Source organism: Thiocystis minor (assembly GCF_016653465.1).
GTDB classification, from domain to species: Bacteria; Pseudomonadota; Gammaproteobacteria; order Chromatiales; family Chromatiaceae; genus Chromatium; species Chromatium minus.
On record NZ_NHSQ01000113.1, the window covers coordinates 1 to 18,337 of the forward strand.

At 63.1% G+C, this 18,337-nt stretch carries 18 protein-coding genes; 15 read left to right on the forward strand and 3 right to left on the reverse strand.

Translation table 11 applies throughout. The features are described from left to right. The 6 genes from CCR95_RS15875 to CCR95_RS15900 form a co-directional block, all read left to right on the forward strand. On the forward strand, positions 1-1,416 hold a 1,416-nt coding region (locus CCR95_RS15875; RefSeq protein WP_201096123.1), incomplete at its 5' end, for a hypothetical protein. Positions 1,417-1,866: 450 nt separating this feature from the next. Beyond that, positions 1,867-2,961 carry a calcium/sodium antiporter gene (locus CCR95_RS15880; RefSeq protein WP_201096124.1) on the forward strand — a complete coding sequence of 365 codons (1,095 nt, stop codon included), beginning with the start codon at positions 1,867-1,869 and terminating at the stop codon, positions 2,959-2,961. Positions 2,962-3,173: 212 nt separating this feature from the next. Continuing rightward, a complete protein-coding gene (gene tatA, locus CCR95_RS15885; RefSeq protein WP_201096125.1) occupies positions 3,174-3,425 on the forward strand; it encodes a twin-arginine translocase TatA/TatE family subunit in 252 nt (83 codons plus the stop codon). Between the two features lie 30 nt (positions 3,426-3,455). Then, positions 3,456-3,779: a Sec-independent protein translocase protein TatB gene (gene tatB / locus CCR95_RS15890; RefSeq protein ID WP_201096126.1), complete on the forward strand. Its 324-nt coding sequence runs from the start codon at positions 3,456-3,458 to the stop codon at positions 3,777-3,779. Positions 3,780-3,912: 133 nt separating this feature from the next. Further along, complete coding sequence (locus CCR95_RS15895; protein ID WP_201096127.1) at positions 3,913-5,352, forward strand: citrate transporter; 1,440 nt, start codon at positions 3,913-3,915, stop codon at positions 5,350-5,352. Further along, positions 5,349-5,774 (forward strand): universal stress protein, encoded by a 426-nt coding sequence (locus tag CCR95_RS15900; RefSeq protein ID WP_201096128.1) that lies wholly within the window; start codon positions 5,349-5,351, stop codon positions 5,772-5,774. The genes CCR95_RS15895 and CCR95_RS15900 overlap by 4 nt, the downstream gene beginning before the upstream one ends. Positions 5,775-5,969: 195 nt before the next feature. Here CCR95_RS15900 and CCR95_RS15905 read toward each other — a convergent pair whose 3' ends face one another. Further along, entirely contained in the window at positions 5,970-7,220 is a 1,251-nt protein-coding gene (locus CCR95_RS15905; RefSeq protein WP_201096129.1) for a diguanylate cyclase, read from the reverse strand. After that, entirely contained in the window at positions 7,217-7,501 is a 285-nt protein-coding gene (locus tag CCR95_RS15910; protein ID WP_201096130.1) for a hypothetical protein, read from the reverse strand. The genes CCR95_RS15905 and CCR95_RS15910 overlap by 4 nt, the downstream gene beginning before the upstream one ends. 115 nt (positions 7,502-7,616) lie before the next feature. Between CCR95_RS15910 and CCR95_RS15915 the strand changes: the two genes are divergently transcribed. The 9 genes from CCR95_RS15915 to CCR95_RS15955 all read left to right on the forward strand — a co-directional run bounded on the left by CCR95_RS15915 (position 7,617) and on the right by CCR95_RS15955 (position 14,005). Continuing rightward, the gene (locus CCR95_RS15915; protein WP_201096131.1) at positions 7,617-7,814 is read left to right on the forward strand and encodes a hypothetical protein; all 198 of its coding nucleotides are present in this window, start codon (positions 7,617-7,619) and stop codon (positions 7,812-7,814) included. Between the two features lie 112 nt (positions 7,815-7,926). Further along, the gene (locus tag CCR95_RS15920) at positions 7,927-8,439 is read left to right on the forward strand and encodes a SoxR reducing system RseC family protein (protein WP_201096132.1); all 513 of its coding nucleotides are present in this window, start codon (positions 7,927-7,929) and stop codon (positions 8,437-8,439) included. A gap of 201 nt (positions 8,440-8,640) precedes the next feature. Continuing rightward, positions 8,641-9,222 carry an electron transport complex subunit RsxA gene (rsxA, locus tag CCR95_RS15925; protein WP_201096133.1) on the forward strand — a complete coding sequence of 194 codons (582 nt, stop codon included), beginning with the start codon at positions 8,641-8,643 and terminating at the stop codon, positions 9,220-9,222. 11 nt (positions 9,223-9,233) lie between these two features. After that, on the forward strand, positions 9,234-9,770 hold the full coding sequence (locus tag CCR95_RS15930; protein ID WP_201096134.1) for an RnfABCDGE type electron transport complex subunit B: 537 nt from the start codon (positions 9,234-9,236) through the stop codon (positions 9,768-9,770). An 87-nt stretch (positions 9,771-9,857) separates the two neighbouring features. Further along, positions 9,858-11,309: an electron transport complex subunit RsxC gene (gene rsxC / locus CCR95_RS15935; protein ID WP_201096135.1), complete on the forward strand. Its 1,452-nt coding sequence runs from the start codon at positions 9,858-9,860 to the stop codon at positions 11,307-11,309. Continuing rightward, positions 11,306-12,409 carry an RnfABCDGE type electron transport complex subunit D gene (locus CCR95_RS15940; protein WP_201096136.1) on the forward strand — a complete coding sequence of 368 codons (1,104 nt, stop codon included), beginning with the start codon at positions 11,306-11,308 and terminating at the stop codon, positions 12,407-12,409. Before rsxC ends, CCR95_RS15940 begins: the two co-directional genes overlap by 4 nt. Further along, complete coding sequence (gene rsxG, locus CCR95_RS15945) at positions 12,406-13,017, forward strand: electron transport complex subunit RsxG (protein ID WP_201096137.1); 612 nt, start codon at positions 12,406-12,408, stop codon at positions 13,015-13,017. Before CCR95_RS15940 ends, rsxG begins: the two co-directional genes overlap by 4 nt. Continuing rightward, complete coding sequence (locus CCR95_RS15950) at positions 13,017-13,691, forward strand: electron transport complex subunit E (RefSeq protein WP_201096138.1); 675 nt, start codon at positions 13,017-13,019, stop codon at positions 13,689-13,691. The genes rsxG and CCR95_RS15950 overlap by 1 nt, the downstream gene beginning before the upstream one ends. Before the next feature lie 11 nt (positions 13,692-13,702). Beyond that, positions 13,703-14,005 carry an RnfH family protein gene (locus CCR95_RS15955; protein ID WP_201096139.1) on the forward strand — a complete coding sequence of 101 codons (303 nt, stop codon included), beginning with the start codon at positions 13,703-13,705 and terminating at the stop codon, positions 14,003-14,005. Positions 14,006-14,188: 183 nt separating this feature from the next. Here the strand turns inward: CCR95_RS15955 and CCR95_RS15960 are convergent, their stop codons facing one another. Beyond that, a complete protein-coding gene (locus CCR95_RS15960; protein WP_201096140.1) occupies positions 14,189-18,229 on the reverse strand; it encodes an IPTL-CTERM sorting domain-containing protein in 4,041 nt (1,346 codons plus the stop codon). Positions 18,230-18,337 lie beyond the last annotated feature (108 nt).

An 18,337-nucleotide genomic window follows, 5' to 3' on the forward strand; every position in this document is an offset into this window, starting at 1 on the left:
CATGTACTGATGTTCAGACCCGGCGTCGAACTGGACTTTGACCTGCGCGGACAGGAGCCCGGACTGCATTCGCAGAACATCCCGGTGCGCGCGAAGCTCGCGACCGTCAAGGCCCAGGCAGAGCAACGCCAGGCGCCTCAGTCTCCGACTGACGCGCGCCGGATGATGTCCGCCAACACCGATGGCCGGCTAGGGCGCCCGCGCCGCGCGCGCTTTCCGACCAAGCTTGGGCTTGGGCTTGGGTTGCTCGCCGGTGCCATCGCGGCGGACGCGACTGGGACTGGCCTTCCGCCGGTTGGCAGCCAGCCTCCTCCCCAGCACGCTAGCCACCTTGAACTGATACTTGGCAGCGCGGTCAACAGCCGCGCGAAAAACGACGAGGACGACAGCGGACTGGCCTGGGGCTTTGCCGAAGTCCGGATCAGCGAGAGCTGGCGCTCTGGCTTGAACGGCGGAGCAACGCTCATCGCGACCCCCGAACTCTGGCAGGATCAGCCCGGACTCTATGACCGGGTCTTCACCGCGTCCTTCGACATTCGCGACCTCTATCTTGGCGCCAGCACGCCGGACGGTGCCGCGCAGGCATGGGTCGGGCGCAAGAGCTTCGCGATCAATCCGGTCCTCGACGGCGACAGTCAGCAGGGTATTGGGGCGAGTCTAGCGCTCGGCGGCGAGACCCAGCTCCATCTGGCCGCGCTGTCGCGCTGGATCAAGTACTCGCGCACGCACTTTGACGCCCGCGGCATCTCCGGCTGGGAGAGCGTCGCCGAGGCCAACCCGCGCGCGGGCGATGTCTATCTCGCGCTGAGCATTGAGCAGATCCGGCTCGGCGAACACCTGAGCCTCGCGCCCTTTGTTAATTATCAGGACCATGTGCTTGCCGTTTACGGCTCGACCATCACCTGGTCGCAACCGCTGCGCGGACACGACGACGCTTGGCGCTGGGAACTCGAAACCATCCTGGCGTACTACCGCAATCAGGTTCCAGCCGCGCTGCAACCCGACTATCAGGACGTCTGGTCAGGCCGGATTCATGCCCAGCTCCACCGCTCGGACTTCTCCGTTGGTGCCGGCGCCTACTGGATCGGTGACCGGCGCAACGACACCGGCGCCGGTCTCTTTACCGATTTCGACCCGATGCAGGAAGACGACCTCTATCCCTACAACGATCGGAACAACCTGCACCTGTTCTATCTCGATGGCGCCTTTAGCCTCGGCAAGCTGGCGCTGAAGCCGGCGCTCGGCGTTGGCCGCAACCAGGCTCTGTCGAGCAATTCGCTTGAATTCGATCTGCTGGTCGAGTATCCGCTGACCCCAAGGATCACACTCGCCGGCTATGTCGTTCATGTCGATTTCTCACGCGATGTGATGCCCAATTATTCCAAAATCGGCACCTCGCTGAGCTACGCCTTCTGACGCCGGCGCCACGCTCTTCATGCGTTTCAAACAGTGGCCAGAAGCAGAGCAGGTCGGGTTCCTGAGTCGCACGCGTGGCTTACATTCCAACCGACGCCACGAAACTGCCGCACCCAACCAAACAACCGCCACCGCCCACACCTCCTAGCGCGTCGTCCGACAGCTCACTGGGGCGGGCAGGGATGAACAGATGAAGCACCTGCTCCGTGTTTGCCGCGTCAGGTCACGCCGCGGCGGGCGGGGAACCGAACCCGCCCGGCGATCCGCGACGGCAGGCTACCGCACACCGGACACGATGGATATGATCGATTGGCCTTCATCATGAATCCGACCGGGCTGTGGGGGAACGAGCGTTTCGGCGTCGAGAGATGCCATTCTGGACGCGGTTTCGCTGACCTTTCTCCCAAGCCCGGCTAGAATCTCCCCATCGTGACGCACCGGACTCACCCGATGATGCTGTTTTTCTTTCTGCTTGGTCTGGCGGTCCTGATCCTGGGCGCCGAATTACTGGTGCGTGGCGCCTCCCGCCTGGCCGTCGCCTTCGGCATCTCGCCGCTGGTGGTGGGTCTGACCGTCGTGGCCTTCGGCACCAGCTCGCCGGAACTGGCGGTCTCGGTGCAGTCCACCTGGTCCGGACAGGCGGATATCGCGCTAGGGAACGTGATCGGCAGCAATATTTTCAATGTGCTCTTCATCCTTGGCGTCTCCGCGCTCATCACCCCCCTGATTGTCAATCGGCAGCTCGTTCGTCAGGAGGTGCCGCTGATGATCGGCGTCTCGCTGCTGACCTGGGGTCTGGCGCGGGATGGAGCCCTGTCGTTTCTGGACGGCGCGCTGCTGTCCGGCCTGCTGGCGGTCTATTGCGTGTTTCTGATCCGGCAGAGCCGCCGTGCCCAGTCGCTCGATCTGGCGCCGGAAAACGCTCCGTCGCCGGACCTGACCGACCACGCAACCTGGGACCGGCATTGGGCGGTGCAACTCGGATTGATCGCGGCTGGGCTGATCCTGCTGGTGCTCGGCTCGCGCTGGCTGGTGGAGGGCGCGATCGCCTTCGCGACCTGGATGGGGGTCAGCGAGCTGGTCATCGGACTGACCATCGTCGCCGCCGGCACCTCGCTGCCGGAGGTCGCCACCTCGATCCTGGCGGCGCTGCGAGGCGAGCGCGATATCGCGGTGGGAAACGCGGTCGGCAGCAACATTTTTAACCTGTTATGCGTTCTCGGCATCTCCGCCCTGGTCGCGCCAACGGCGCTGCCGGTCTCCTCGGGCATGCTGAGCTTCGATCTGCCGATCATGATCGCCGTGGCGGTCGCCTGTCTGCCGATCTTCTTCACCGGCTATGTGATCGCGCGCTGGGAGGGCTTGCTGTTTCTGGCTTATTACATCGCCTATACCGCCTGGCTCTTCCTGCACGCCACCGACCACGCCGGCCAGGCGCTGTTCGGCACGGTGATAATCGGCTTCGTCATTCCGCTCACCTTCGTCACGCTCGCCGTCCTGAGCTACCGCCACTGGCGGGGATCGCACCGTCCGGGCGATCTCTGAGCGGACCGCGCGGAGGCAGCCTGTCGGCCACACCAAACATCGGGACGCCGCTTCCGGGCGGCAGTCGGTTCGGTTATGATTCGACGATTCATCAGGCGGCCTGTCATGGGTTGGCCTGACCGGCAATCCTGAACGGCTGACGCGGACCATTCTCCCGTGCCAGTCACCCCTGACAACAATTCACCCACGATCGTGGCGAGACGGAGAAACCCATGGGACTCGGCGGCATCAGTATCTGGCAGCTCTTAATTATCCTGGTCATCGTGCTGTTGCTGTTTGGCACCAAACGATTGAAAAATGTCGGTTCCGATCTGGGTGGCGCGATCCGGAGCTTCCGCGACTCGATGTCGAACGCGGACAAGGATGACAAGGTCGACAATGAACAACCGACCAGCGGACAGGCCGCCAGTGCGCCGGTTTCAACGTCGAAAACCAGTCAGGAAACGGACAAGCATCGCACCTGACCCGCGTTCGATAGAGCAGGTTGACTCATCATGTTCGATGTTGGCTTCTCGGAACTGATTTTGGTCGCGGTCGTCGCGCTCCTCGTCGTCGGCCCGGAGCGACTGCCGAAGGTCGCCCGCGTCGCCGGCATGTGGCTAGCGCGCGCGCGGCGCAGCCTGGTCGCAGTCAAGCAGGAGATCGATCGCGAAATGAAGGCGGGCGAACTCGCCGAAATCCTCAAGCAGCAGGCCGCCGCCAATCCGCTAGAGACTATCCTTGAGGATTCGTCCAAGCCTCCTTCGTCATCGCCCACCCCAGCCGCACCGGCTTCCGTCGATGCTTCGGCCACTCCCGATCAAGGTTCGCGCGGCTAAACCGCATCGCCCGCTGCTACAACTCCCGCGCCGGCAAGCACCAGCGATGCAAGGCCATCCACTCAAGGATGCTCCGCTTGCCACCGCAGGCAAACTATTGACAACAATTCATACCGTTAAAGAGGTTGCTCGATTGAATCCCCTATCCGCCTGGACATCCCGCGTCCACCAATCCTCGCTCTCCCGGCGCATGCCCCGGCCCGTGATGATCGCCCTGATCCTGACCTGTCTGCTGGCGCCGCTCGTGGCCAGCGCCGCAACCACACAGGAGATCGCGCTCTTCGGTATCCCGACCGAATTCATCCTCTTCGCACTCACCCTGCTTGGGGTCGCCTTCCTTCATAACCACACACTCACCGTCGCCCTGACCGGGCTTGCCGCGATCACGACCTACAAACTCGTCTTCACGGGTTTTCACGCGGGCGCTGGCCTTGCCGGTCTGGCGGGTCACATGGGCGGCGAGTGGGTGATTCTGACCAACCTGCTCGGGCTCCTGCTCGGCTTCGCGCTGCTGGCCCGTCATTTCGAGGACAGCGGAGTGCCCCAGATTCTGCCCCGCTACCTGCCGGATGGCTGGCTGGGCGGCTTGGCGTTGCTGGCCGCGATTTTCGTGCTGTCGAGCTTCCTCGACAACATCGCCGCCGCCCTGATCGGCGGCACCATCGCCTTCACGGTCTTCCGGCAGCGGGTGCATATCGGCTATCTCGCGGCCATCGTGGCGGCCTCGAATGCCGGCGGCTCCGGCAGCGTGGTCGGCGATACCACCACCACCATGATGTGGATTTCCGGCATCGCGCCTCAGGATGTCTTCCACGCCTATGTCGCCGCGGGCGTGGCCCTGGTGATCTTCGGCATCCCCGCCGCGCTCCAGCAGCATCGCTTCTCGCCGATCGTCTGCGATGCCCCGGAGGGCAGCCGGATCGACTGGACCCGTCTCGGCATCGTCGCCTGGATTCTCGTGGCCGCCGTCACCACCAACGTCGTCGTGAATTCCGGCTTCAAGGATCTGGCGGATGTCTTTCCGTTTCTCGGTGCCGCGGTCTGGGTCGCCATTCTGCTTGCCGCCCGGCTGCGCAAGCCCGAGTGGAGCCTACTGCCGGAGGCACTCAAGGGCAGCCTTTTCCTGCTGACGCTGGTCGTCTGCGCCTCCATGATGCCAGTGGAAAAGTTGCCGGAAGCCTCCTGGTATTCCGCCTTTACGCTGGGCTTCGTCTCCGCCGTCTTCGACAACATCCCGCTCACCGCGCTGGCCATCGAGCAGGGCGGATTCGATTGGGGCATGCTCGCTTACGCGGTCGGTTTCGGCGGCTCCATGATCTGGTTCGGCAGCTCCGCCGGCGTGGCGCTCTCGAATCTGTTTCCACAGGCCAAATCGGTCGGCTCCTGGCTGCGTCACGGCTGGCATGTGGCGGTGGCCTATGTGATTGGCTTCGCCGCCCTCATGTTCACCCTTGGCTGGCAACCGCATGAGGCGCCTCTGGCAGCGGTCCCCGCCGCGAACACCGCACACAGCGAACCAGCCGTGCTCCAGCTCGATACTCTAACGCACGCGGATCGGGAGACAGCGCAATGATCAAGTTTCTGGCACCGGTCGATGGTTCGGAATCGGCGGAACGCGCCGTCCGTCATCTGATTCAACTCGCTCGCTGCAAGGCGCCGGCGGAAATTCATCTTCTCAATGTGCGTCCTCCGATCGAGGCTTGGGAAGTGCGCCGTTTCCTGACCGAGGAAGAAATCGCGCAGACCCAGCAGGGCGAGGGCGAAAGCGACCTGCAGTCCGCGCGCGCCTTGCTCGACGAGGCCGGACTCTCCTACACCGCCCAGGTGCTGATCGGCCCGGTCGCGCAGACCATCGCGACCTTCGCCACCGAGCAGGGCTGCGACGCCATCGTCATGGGGACTCACGGCCGGGGGGGACTCGGGAATCTCCTGATGGGATCGGTCGCGACCAAGGTGATCCATCTGGTGAAGATTCCGGTCACGTTAGTCCGGTAAATGCGTGCGGCTCCGCCCGGTTCAGCCGGGCGGAGTCTCCAGAATCCAACTCCCCAATGGTTTTCCCGCGTGATCGTACTGTTGATCATCGCCTCTTCATTTTCGCGACGCGAACTATGAGCGCCGGCTTGCAGCCGGCACCTGGGGCAGTCGACATGTTGTCGACTGAAACACGACCGAGGGTCGCTTGTCCGGCTACAAGCCGGACTTACCAGTGCCGGCTGCAAGCCGGCGCTCCCGGAGATTGTCGTAGATCTCGCTGCGATTACGACCCTGTTGTTTCGCCAGATACAGCGCCTGGTCCGCCTGTTGGACCAGCACCTCCGACTCGGGATAGGCATCCTCGGCGACCGCGCCCCCAAGACTGATGGTCACGCCGCCGGTGGGCGAGTTGGGATGACGGATATTCAAGTCAATCACCGCTTGGCGTAGCTCCTCGGCGAAGTCCCGTATCCCCGGCAAGCCGGTGTTTGGCAGCACGAGAACAAATTCCTCGCCCCCATAGCGGGCGCAAAAATCGCCGCCGCGCCGCAATTTCGCCTGGAGCGCCTGGGCAACTTGCCGCAGACACTGATCGCCAGCCGGATGACCGAAGGCGTCGTTGTAATCCTTGAAGTGGTCGATATCGCAGAGAATCACGGCGAGCGGGATCTGTTGCCGTCGCCCGGACCGCCATGTCTGCTGGAACTGTTCGTTGAAGAAGCGTCGATTGCGTACCCCGGTCAGCGAGTCCACCATCGCCTGTTCGCGCAATTGGCGATGATAGCCGCTCAACATCTGGCCCATGATCACGATGACCAACAAGCCGCTGAGACCGATCGCGAGATGGCTGAAGGTCAGCGCGGCGAGCGGAATCGCGGCGACGCGCGGCAGCGTCACGCTAACCCCGCCGCGCACGTCGCCTTCCCGATACCCCTGCTCTTCATGGCAGCGTAGACACGCCTTTTCCGTGATGAGCGGTGCCATGTAACGATAGGATCGCTCGCCGACGATCTCTCCCTTTTCCGCAAGGCCCTGTTCAAACTGACGCAGCGCCTCGGTCTCCCAGTCCGTGGGCTGGTTCTCCGGGCGCAGCGGCTTCAAACTGGTGATGTGGAACTGAACCCCTCGGCTTTGCTGGGCGATCTCGGCCAGTTGTCGGGTCATGAAGGCGGGATTGACGAGCGTCAGGGTCAGGTCATCGGAGATTCGCAGGTCGCGCTGCGGATCCTTGAGATAGGGGTTCGGCTGGGTCTCCGGTGTCACCGGGACATAGACGCCGCCATGACGGGCATTCCAGCGCCGGGTGATGACGATCTGCTCAAAGAAGGAGCGCGCGGTTTCGAGCGCCAGCTCCTGACGTTTTTCGTTGGCTTGATAGATATTCCAGGCCAGCGAGAGACCCACCAGGGCGCACCACAGCAGACCGGCCAGAACCAGCCTGAAATTTAAGCGATATCCGGTCACTCGACGACCTTAGGCTCCCGCCATGCTCCCGCCAGATAGGCAAAGACGCTGTCGATCCGCGCGGGTTCCAGCGCCCCGAAGCGTTGTCCCAGGCGATAGCCGAGATTTTTCCAGGTCAGGCGCTCCAGGGCATCGGCCTCGTAGACCTTGTGGCGCCGGGTCGCATCCTCCCAGCCGTTCAGGAATTTACCGCGACGGTGTTCGTCAGGGGCCTTGCGTTCGTCGCGGTCATAGATGCAGGCGGTGACGGCGGCGTCGATCTCGTGGGTCGGAATGGGCATGATGTCTCCAGCGATTGAGGGCGCGGCGAACATTAGGTACCGCGTGCCGGCGCAGTCTAGCGCCAAAGGCGATCCGGGTCACTGAACCGCGAGCGGGTTCGGCGACAGCAGGCCGTTGACCGAAGAGAAGGTCAGTTCGCGTTATTTCAGCGCGCCGGCCCTGAATCGGGCCGGTCTGCTTGGCAACCGTTACGCCCTGCTGACATCGGGTCTGATGCTCCTTTTGCAGTTCGCCTTCACCGATCTCGTTCCCATGCACGATCCATTCGCGGAAGACCGGAAGCAGCCGTGCCCGCCTTATAGACAGCATTGACATTTTCAACATTGCATGATCACGCGGGTTGGGGTTACAGTATTTTGACGCGATGCAGCAATTGCAAGCCGCACTGATTTTCCAAGTACATTCCCGACCGAGGTCAACCATCATGCCGATCGACGTTCCCGCGCCGGACGATCCGACGGACCCGCTCCAACCGGAGCTGGTGGAGGGTCTGGCGCGTGTCGTGGCGGTGGAAGGCAGGCTGGCCTGGCTCGAACCCGAACAGACCACCTCTTGCGGCGGCTGCGCGGCATCCGGTCTGTGCGGGGCCAAGGGCATCGGCACGGCCGCGAGTCGACTGGAGATGCGCCGTTTCCCGCTCGTCAACGATGCGCATCTCGCCGTCGGCGAGCGGGTGGTGGTCGGGGTCGATGCGCGTGCGCTGCTCAAGGCATCGGGAACCGCCTATGCGCTCCCGCTGGTCATCATGTTCGGCGCCGGGGGGATGGCGCAGTGGATCGCCGGAAGCGATGGGATCACCATGGCGACGATGTTGGCGGGGCTTGGCGTCGGCCTGCTCGCCGCGCGCTGGGGCGCCCGTTGGCTCGGTGCCCGTGGTCAGCTCGCCCCGCGTTTTCTCCGCCGCGCCACTGAAGGCGAAACCTGTCGGATCGATTAAACCGCGTCCGGCATGGCCCGCGTCGTTTGTGGATCGGATCGACATCGCCGGACTCCACGCGCGATGGCGCTGACGCGGTTTCAGTTTTTTACATTTTTATTATTTAAACCGCGTGTGACTGATCGTCGTTGGTGGCCAGCGAGGCTGGGGGCACTCCAAACAACGCCTGTCGCTCTGGACGCGGTTTAACGGGGTCGGAACATGCAGGAATACATTCTTTTAATGGTCGGCGCGGCGCTGGTCAACAACGTGATTCTGGCCCGTTTCCTGGGTCTCTGCTCCTTCATGGGCGTGACGACCCGGATCGATACCGCCATCGGCATGGGGCTGGCGACGACCTTCGTCATCACTGTCTCCTCGATGGCGAATTGGGGAGTTGAGCACTATTTATTGGTGCCCTATGGCCTGGGCTATCTGCGTACCGTCACCTTCATCCTAGTGATCGCGAGCGCCGTGCAGTTCACCGAGATGACGGTGCGCAAGGTCTCGCCGCCGTTGTTTCAGATGCTGGGCATCTATCTGCCGCTCATCACCACCAACTGCGCCGTGCTGGGTGTCGCGCTACTACTGGTCGAGGGCAAGATGACGTTCATCGCGGCGACCCTGTTCGCCTTTGCCTCCTCGCTTGGCTACAGCCTGGTCATGGTCATCTTCGCCGGGCTGCGCGAGCGCCTGGCCCTAGCCGAGGTACCGCGTTTGTTCGCCGGTCCACCGATCGGATTCATCGTCGCCAGCCTCCTCGCGCTGGCATTCCTGGGTTTTTCTGGCATTAGCACGACCTGAGGGCTGAAGCAATGTTAACGGCGGTTGGAAGTTTGACGGCGATGGGCGTTGCCCTGGGTGGCATGCTGGGTGTCGCGGCGCGTTTGCTCGCCGTCGAGGAAGACCCGTTGGAACTTGAGCTTCAGGCCATGCTGCCGGGCTCGCAGTGCGGGCAATGCGGTTTCGTCGGCTGCGCTCAGGCGGCGGTGGCGCTGGCCAAGGGCGAGGCGTCGGTGACCCTCTGTCCGCCGGGCGGCAAGGCCGTCGCCGAACAATTGGCCAAACGCTTGGGCGTGACGGTCGATCTGGGCGATCAGGCGCCGCGACTGCCCGTGTATGCGGTCATCGATGAGGAACTCTGCATCGGCTGCACGCGGTGCGTCAAGGAGTGTTCGGTCGATGGCATTATCGGCGCCAGCAAGCTGATGCACACGATCGTCGCCGAGGTCTGTCACGGCTGCTCCAAGTGCGCTCAGGTTTGCCCCACCGATGCGATTCGCATGGTCGAAATCCCGCTCACCCTCGCCGCCTGGCATTGGCCGAAGCCCGCCTCGACCCATACGCACTAACGTCCTTCTCCCCGCCCCTCTTCCCAGCGGGGGGATTTCGAGCGCCCGCGGCGCGACTTTCACGGTGTCCCTGGAGCCGTCAAATACATGAAGCTTTTCCCGATCCGTGGCGGTATCCATCCCGAATACCGCAAGGAGTTGAGCGGCGAGCGCGCCATCGAGGCGCTGCCGCTGCCGAGCCGACTCTATATCCCGCTGCAACAGCACATTGGCGCGCCCGCCGAGATCCTGGTCTCCGCAGGCGATCTGGTCAAAAAGGGCCAGGTCATCGCGCGCCGTCAGGGACCGATCTCCGCGCATCATCATGCCTCCACCTCCGGGCGCGTGGTCGAAGTGACCGAGATCCCCGCCCCCCACCCGTCGGGCCTGCCTCAACCGACCATCGTCATCGAACCCGATGGAAAGGATGAGTGGGCCGCGCTGCCCGAGCCCATCGCCGATCCCTTCGCGGTCGCCCCCGAGGTCATCGAGGAGCGTGTCGCCGAGTCCGGCATCGTCGGCATGGGTGGCGCGACCTTCCCGGCGGCGGTCAAGCTGCACCTGGGCATCCAGTACCGCATCGACACCCTGCTGATCAATGGCGCCGAGTGCGAGCCCTATCTGACCTGCGACGACCGGCTGATGCGCGAGCACGCCGAGGCGATTGTCGACGGCGCCCGCATCATGGCTCACACCTTGGGCGCACCCAGGATCGTCGTCGGCATCGAGGAGAACAAGCCGCAGGCACTGGCGGCCATCACGGTTGCGGCCAACCCCTTCCCGAACATCGAAGTCGCCGCGCTGCCCGTGAAGTATCCGATGGGTTCCGAGCGTCACCTGACGCTGGCGATCACCGGACTGGAGACCCCGGCGCGCAAGCTGACGGCGGATCTGGGCGTCGTGGTGCATAACGTCGCCACCGCCCGCGCCGTGCATCAGGCCGTGCGCTTGGGTCGCCCGCTGATCGCCCGCGTGGTGACGGTGAGCGGCGGGGCGATGCGCGAGCCCAAGAATATCGAAGCGCCCATCGGTGCGCGGGTGTCCGACCTGATCGACTTCTGCGGCGGCTTCTCACAGCGCCCGGAACGGATCATTCAGGGCGGTCCCATGATGGGCACGCCGCTGCCGAATCTGGAGGTGCCTGTGGTCAAAGGCACCTCGGGCATCCTGGCGCTCACCGCCGATGAAATCAACGAACGCCCCGCCGATCCCTGCATCCGCTGCGGCGCCTGCGTCAACATCTGCGCCTGCGGTCTGACACCGGTCGAACTCGCCGCGCACATCCGCCATGACGATCTGGAGGGCGCGGCGAAGCTCGGACTCTCGGACTGCGTCTCCTGCGGCAGTTGTTCCTGGGTGTGTCCCTCGCATATTCCGCTGGTCCACTATTTCAATTACGCCAAGGGCGCCCTGAACGCTCGGGATCGCGAGCAGCGCAAAACCGAGCGGACGAAAACGCTGGTCGAGGCCAACGCGGCGCGTCAGGAGCGACTCGCCGCCCAGCGCGCGGCCGCCCGCAAGCCCAAGGCAGCACCCGCCGCCAACGAGGTCCAGGCATGATTGGCGGGGAGGCCACGAAAAGCGGGCCATTCGCCCATAGCACGAACACGGTCCAGCAGACCATGTTCACGGTGATCCTGGCCCTGTCGCCCGCCACGCTCTTCAATCTTTATCTGTTCGGCTGGCCGTCGATCTTTCTGTTCGGCGTCACCATCGGCGCCTGCGTGATCGCCGAGGCCATCTGTCTGGCGTTGGCCGGGCGGCCGGTGACGCACACCCTGAGCGATGGCTCGGCCATTCTCACCGGCTGGCTGCTGGCCATGACCCTACCGCCCTGGGCGCCCTGGTGGATCGGCGTGCTCGGTGCCGTCTTCGCCATCCCGCTGGCCAAACAGGCGTTCGGCGGACTGGGTCAGAACCTGTTCAACCCTGCCATGGTCGCGCGCGTCGCCCTGCTGGTGTCCTTTCCGGTGGTGATGACCGCCTGGATCGCGCCCCATCCGCTGTTCTCGGCGAGCGCGCCCGGTCTGGCCGACTCCATCGCCATTACCTTCGGCGGGCAAGTGCCGGACGGCGTGACCGCCGCCACCGCGCTTGGCTATGTCAAGACTGAACTGTCGCGGGGGATTCCGGTCTTCCAGTCGCTCGTCGAGTACGGCCGCGGCACGAATCTGACCTATACCCCGGATCTCATGGATCTGGCGACCGGCTACAAACCGGGCAGTCTGGGCGAGACCTCGGCGATCCTGATCCTCATCGGCGGACTCTTTCTGATGCGCCGGCGCATCATCACCTGGCATATCCCAGTCACGGTGCTGGGAACGCTGTTCCTGATGGGCACCCTGTTCAACCTGCTGGATCCGGCCCGCTTCGCCCCCGGACTCTTCCATGTCATCTCCGGTGCGACCTTTCTCGGGGCTTTTTTCATCGCCACCGACTATGTGACCTCGCCGGTCTCCGAGAAGGGGCAGTTGATCTTCGGCATCGGTGTCGGACTCCTGACCTGGGTCATCCGCACCTTCGCCGGTTATCCGGAAGGGATGGCCTTCGCCGTGCTGCTGATGAACTCGCTCACCCCGATCATCGACCAATACACCCGTCCGCGCCTCTTTGGCCGCACGCGCAAAGGCGAGCCCTTGCCGCTGAAGGGGAAAGCATGAATCCGCTCATGAAACAGGGCACCTTGACCCACGCGGCCATTCTCGGCGTCTTCTGTCTTGGTTTTGGCATCTTCCTCGGACTCACCGAGCTGGCGACCCGCGACGCCATCGCCGCCCGCGCGATGGAAGACCGGCAGAACTCACTCGGACAGGTGATCCCGGCGAGCCTCCACGACAACAACCCGGTCATCGACAACTTGACCATGCAGGACGCCGAAGGCCAAAACATCACCATCTACCGCGCCCGCAAGGCCGGCCAGGTCACCGGTGTCGCCTACGAAATCCACGGCTCGGGCTATGCCGGCCACATGAAGTTCATGCTCGGCGTGGACGCCGAGGGCCGGGTTCTGGGGGTCCGCGCCCTGAGCCACAAGGAGACCCCTGGGCTGGGCGACAAGATCGAGATCAAGAAGGGCGACTGGATTCTCCAGTTCGCCGGGCTTTCGCTGGGCAATCCGCCCGCCGAGAAATGGAAGGTGAAGAAAGACGGCGGACAGTTCGATCAGTTCACCGGAGCGACCATCACCCCGCGCGGCACCGTCACCGCGATTCGTCACGGGCTCGAATTCTTTGCCGCCAATCAGGCGCAACTGCTGGAGGTACACTGATGGCGACGACCGACTATGGCCGGATCATCCGCGACGGTCTGTGGGACAACAATGGCGTGCTCGCCATGCTGCTCGGCATGTGCCCAACCATGGCCATGACCACCAGCGCCACCAACGGATTAGGGATGGGGCTGGCCACCGCCGTGGTGATGGCCGCCTCCAATTTCATGGTCGCCGCCTTCCGCAACTACATCACCCGCGAGGTGCGCATCCCGGTCTACATCCTGATCGTGGCGGCCAACGTCACCTTCGTGGATCTGACCATGAATGCCTGGATGCACGAACTCTACAAGGTGCTGGGGCTCTTCATCCCCTTGATCGTCTCCAACTGTCTGCCGCTGGCGCGGCTCGAATCTTTCGCTTCAAAGGAACCAATACTGCCGTCGCTCATGGACGGCATCTTCATGGGGCTTGGATTCACGTTCGCGCTAACCCTGATCGGCGCGGGGCGCGAAATCCTGGGGTCGGGAACCCTGTTCGCCGATGCCTCTCTGCTGCTGGGTCCAGCCTTCAAATTCATGGAGCTGCGCATCATGCCCGCCGACATGGGCGTGCTGATGATGATCCTGCCTCCGGGTGGATTCCTGGTCACCGGGCTAGTCGTGGTGGGCAAGCGCCTGCTCGACATCCGCGCCGGCAAGGGCATCCAGATGGCCGGCGCCCATAGCGTCTGAGGAGATTCCGAATGAAGGTCAGCATTGTCTATGCCCTGGCCAAGCGCCAGATCTGGTTGAACGTCGAGGTTCCCGAGGACGCCACCCTGCGCGAAGCGGTCGAGCGCTCGGGCCTCCTCGCGCAATGTCCAGAGATTGACCTGGACCAGCAGAAGGTCGGGGTCTTCGGCAAGGTCTCCGCCCTGGAAACCAAGCTGGCGGATGGCGATCGTGTCGAAATTTACCGCCCGCTCATCGCCGATCCCAAGACCCTCAAGGGGCGTACTAAAGGCGAGGAGACGGCGGCCCCATCCGCCAAGACTTCTGCACATTGAGACTGAAACTGTTATCGAAGCAGGGCAGCAGATCAATCCGGACACACGCCTGCGAACCGTGCGGATCGGCGTCGTTCCGCACCAGCCCGTTCCAGCCGCCGGCCTGGATCAGGCGGTGGTTGCGATAGACATAGAAACCCTAACCCCACCGAAATGGGCATAGCGAGAAAACTCAGTCTGAACTTAAATCCGCCTGCGGCGCAGGCTGACGACCGCGCTCAGTGCCATCAGTCCCGACAGCATGAGCATGCCCCATTCGGAGAGGGTGGGAATCTCTGTGACCGTCGCAGGAATGACGGTGAACGCGATGCTGATCCCGTCTGCGAGTTGGTCACCACTGGTGCCCGTGGCCGCCAAGCTGACGTTGGATTCAGCCCCCGAATAGGTCACGCCGGCGACCGTGCAGCTATTGGCTCCTGCCAGGATGGTACAACCCGGCGTACCACCGAGTGTGCCGGTACCCGAGAGCAGCGACAAAGTCACCGCTGTATTCGCAGCCACATTTTGCGGCACATCACTGCCATCCTGCGCCTGCACGACCACGTTGAATCCAACGCCCACTGTTGGGTTGATGCCGCCATTGACGCTGGTAACAGTGAGCTTGGTCGGTGCTGTTGGCGTGCTGGCCACGCACTGGAAAATGTCGGTGTGCGTATTGACGTTCAAGTTGATCCATTCGGAGGGCACGTCAAACGCAGTGCCGCCAGCGTCCCGGTCACCAATAACGATCGTCGCCGGGCCAATGGTATCTTCGATCGTGATAGTTTCTACGCGACGCGACGACCCCACGGGGGTACACGCCGGCGGCGATTCCAACCGTGTGATGCTGGTGGTTGACCACGTCGTGCTGGTGCTACCTGCTCGCTGCAAGCAATGCGAGAACTCCGAGGTATTGCCAGAAGGATCGGTCGCGGTGGCGGCGATCACAGACTGGTCTGGCGGTACCGGCAACGTGACCGCACTGAAGCCCCCGTTGCCGCTGCCGTCAGTCGTGACGGTCGTGAAGCCAAGAAAACTCCGGCCCTGCCCGTCGCCATTCCCTCCGCACACTGTATTGGAGAAAAACTCGATGCGAAAGGCCGTGTTGGCAGTGCTGTTCAATGTCCCCCGCATCGTGGTGTTGCCTGTGACCAATGCGACACCTGTCAGCACCGGGAAGTTCTGCAGGTTGTTCGGCCCGGTGTCGGGGTCTCCGGCGTCGTTCGGCGTCACGCCGTTGTTGCCCAGGTCGATGCCCAGCCCGCCGTTGGAGAAAATCCGGTTGCGGCTGATGCGGTTGCCAACGTCGCCAGTGACGGCGATGCCGTTAAGCGTGTTAAAGGCAATCAGGTTGCCACCATCCGCCATTGCTGGATCGCCGATCTGTGCTCCAGTCGCCGTTGCGAGGATGCCGTGTTTGCCATTGCCCAGTGGCTGACTGCCAGTGATGTCTGCGCCGATGTAATTGCCCTGAATCAGGGCCGTGCCGTAGTAGCTGCCCCCGGCGATGCCGCTACCCAGATTGCCGGAGATGATGTTGCGCGCGGCGGCGCTCGTGCCACCGACCACGAGCGGCAGCGCGAGGTAATCCTGAAAGATCCCGTCGCCCTGATTGGGGTTGGCAGCCGTGCCGGCGGCATTCGTGCCGATCCGGTTTCCCTGGACCACGACCGTGCCGCTGGGCGGTGAAGAGTCGTAGGCGATGACAACGATGCCAGACCCCTTGTTGCCGGCGATCAGATTGCCTGCACCGGCGGTGGTGCCACCGATGGTCAGCGTGCCGGCGCCGAGGTTCAGGTCGGAAATGATGATTCCGCCCGTGGTGTTCTGGCCTACGGCCCCGTTGCCCAGCGCCCCACTGCCGTCGGCGCTGGTGCCGATGTAATTGCCCTCAATCCGGTTACCGTCGCCCAGGGTGTAGAGGGAGCCAGGCCAGTTGGATGCTGCGTCGATGCCGGCACCATTGCCAGAAATGAGGTTGCGCGCACCGGCGGTGGTGCCACCGATGAGATTATTAGCAACGTAGGGTCCGAGCCGAATGCCCAAGACCGTGTTGGGGATTGCTGCGGTGCCCGCAGCATTGGTGCCGATGGTGTTGCCTGCGATCAGGTTTCCGGTTGTCTCAGGCCCGCGCAGGATCAAGCCGCTGAAATTGCCAGAAATAAGGTTTCGCGCGGCAGGCGTTGCGCCACCGATGGTGCTGTTGGATACGTTGTCGAGGCGGATCCCCGACCCCGGATTCGCCGCAGCCGCCGTGCCGACCGCATTGGTACCGATGAAGTTGCCCTCGATCCGGGCATTGGACGCGAGGGACAGCAGGGCGAGGGTGGTCCCGCTACCCGATGATCCCGCTCCAGCGTGGTTCATGACCAGCCCGCGGATCGTGGTGTCGCTGCCAAGAACGGACAGCAAGGTGTTCGACACGGCACTCAGGCTGGCGCCGCTCAACTCGATCAGCAGTACGGCGTTGGTGCCCGTTGCCAGCGTGTTGACGCTCGCACCCGGCTGCGAATACCCGTCAATCAACACGCCCTCGCCAATCACCGGCAAGGCGCTGATCGGTTGGATCGTGTGCACGCCCGCGCCGGGAATGTTGAAAGTGATCACATCCGGCGTTGGGCCGTTGATCATCGCGTTGGCGTTGAGAATCGCCTGGCGTAACGAGCCGGCCCCCGAATCGTTGGTATTGGTCACAACCAAGGGCAGTCCCGCAGATGCCGGATCCTGCACCAAGTGCGCCACGGAAAACTCGCTGGTGCCGTCCGGTCCGCTGGCCGTTGCCGAAACCCAATGGCCCGCCGCCACGGCAGGCAGCGTGAGCGAGGTCTGTGCCACTCCGGATGCGTCGGTGGTCAGCGATGTCGTGCCAAGCAGCGTGCGTCCGTTGCCCGTGCCAAGCCCATTGAGAACTGCGTCGGAATAGACCTCAACGCGATAAGTCTGATTGGCGGCAGTCGTCAGGCGCAAGCTCACACTGGTGGTTGCACCTGAAACGGTCGCCGAGAGAATTGACGGTGAATTCTGCAGCCCGTTGGGGCCAGCATCGGCGTCCAGCGCGTCCTGACTGACGTTCGCTCCGCCACTGTTGTAGTCAGAATCACCGTAAGTCGGTGTCGCGACAAATTGAATGTTGCTAACCAGAAAGTTGCTCCAGTCGGTGAGAAACGAATTGCCGAGGATTTGATTGTTGTGCGGAACAAAAACGGTTGGCGGGCTTGTCGCCGTGTCGTTGATCAGGTTGACCCCCACGGTCGTCAAATTGCCAGCACCGGCGGCGGTACCGCCGATGGTGTTGTTGATTGACCCACCGAAGATCCGGATGGGGCCATCCAGGCTGCCATGGGTAATGGGTGACGTCATCGGCACACCGTGGATGTCGGTGCCGATATAGTTACCCGCGACGACGTTGCCGGAACTGTGCTGGATATTGAAGGCGGTCCAATTGCCCGTGATGATGTTGCGCGCCGCTGGCACCGGGCCGCCGATGGTCGTGTTTCCGGAACCTGCACCAGAGATTGAGATGCCAACGCCGTTGAGTTTATGAAATGCACTGAAATTAGTGTCCGAATACGACGTGCCGTACACATTGGTGCCGATGAAATTTCCGGCGATGGTGTTCCCGTAACCGTGAACCACGATCGCCCCGTGGTTCACATTTATGGGGAAGAAACCGCCCCCAATCTGGTTGATGACCAGCCCCTGGATGACACAGTTGTCAGCATCAAGCTGTAGCCCAGTGCCGCCAGGGGTATTTTGCCCGCTGATTTCGATCAGAAGACGCGCGTTGTCGCCGACCGCCAGCGTGTTGGGGCTTGCCGTGGGCTGCGTGTAACCGTCGATGGTCACGGTATCGGTGATAGGCGGAAGCGGGGTGGTCGGGAAAATCGTCTGTACCATCACCAGGCCGCCAATGTTAAACGCGATCGTGTCGGCACCAGCGGTGTTGTTCGCCGCGATGATGGCTTCACGCAGGCTGATCTTGCCATCTGCGCCGGGCGTGGTGATCAAGGCTGAGATCGACGTGGTGTTGCCGTCTGATATGTCGGTCGTCGAGGTCACGCTCACCGTGGCTGCGCCTGCCTGGCTGGAAAGGCCCAACAATCCGCTGCCGACCAGCGCCAGACACAGCACGACCCTCTCGATTTTTCGCCAGCATCCGCTGGGTTGTGGATTGACGGACACGCTTCCTATCAACCAGGCGCGCAGGCCAGATTGAATTTTGCTGTAGACTGAACGACTTGACATGGAAAATTCCTCGGAGGAGGCCCGGAGCTTGTCACTTAATGTATTCGGATTGCCGTGTCAAAGCACGAAATAGTTCGTGTAACGTCCGCGGTCGGTCGCACTGCCGCC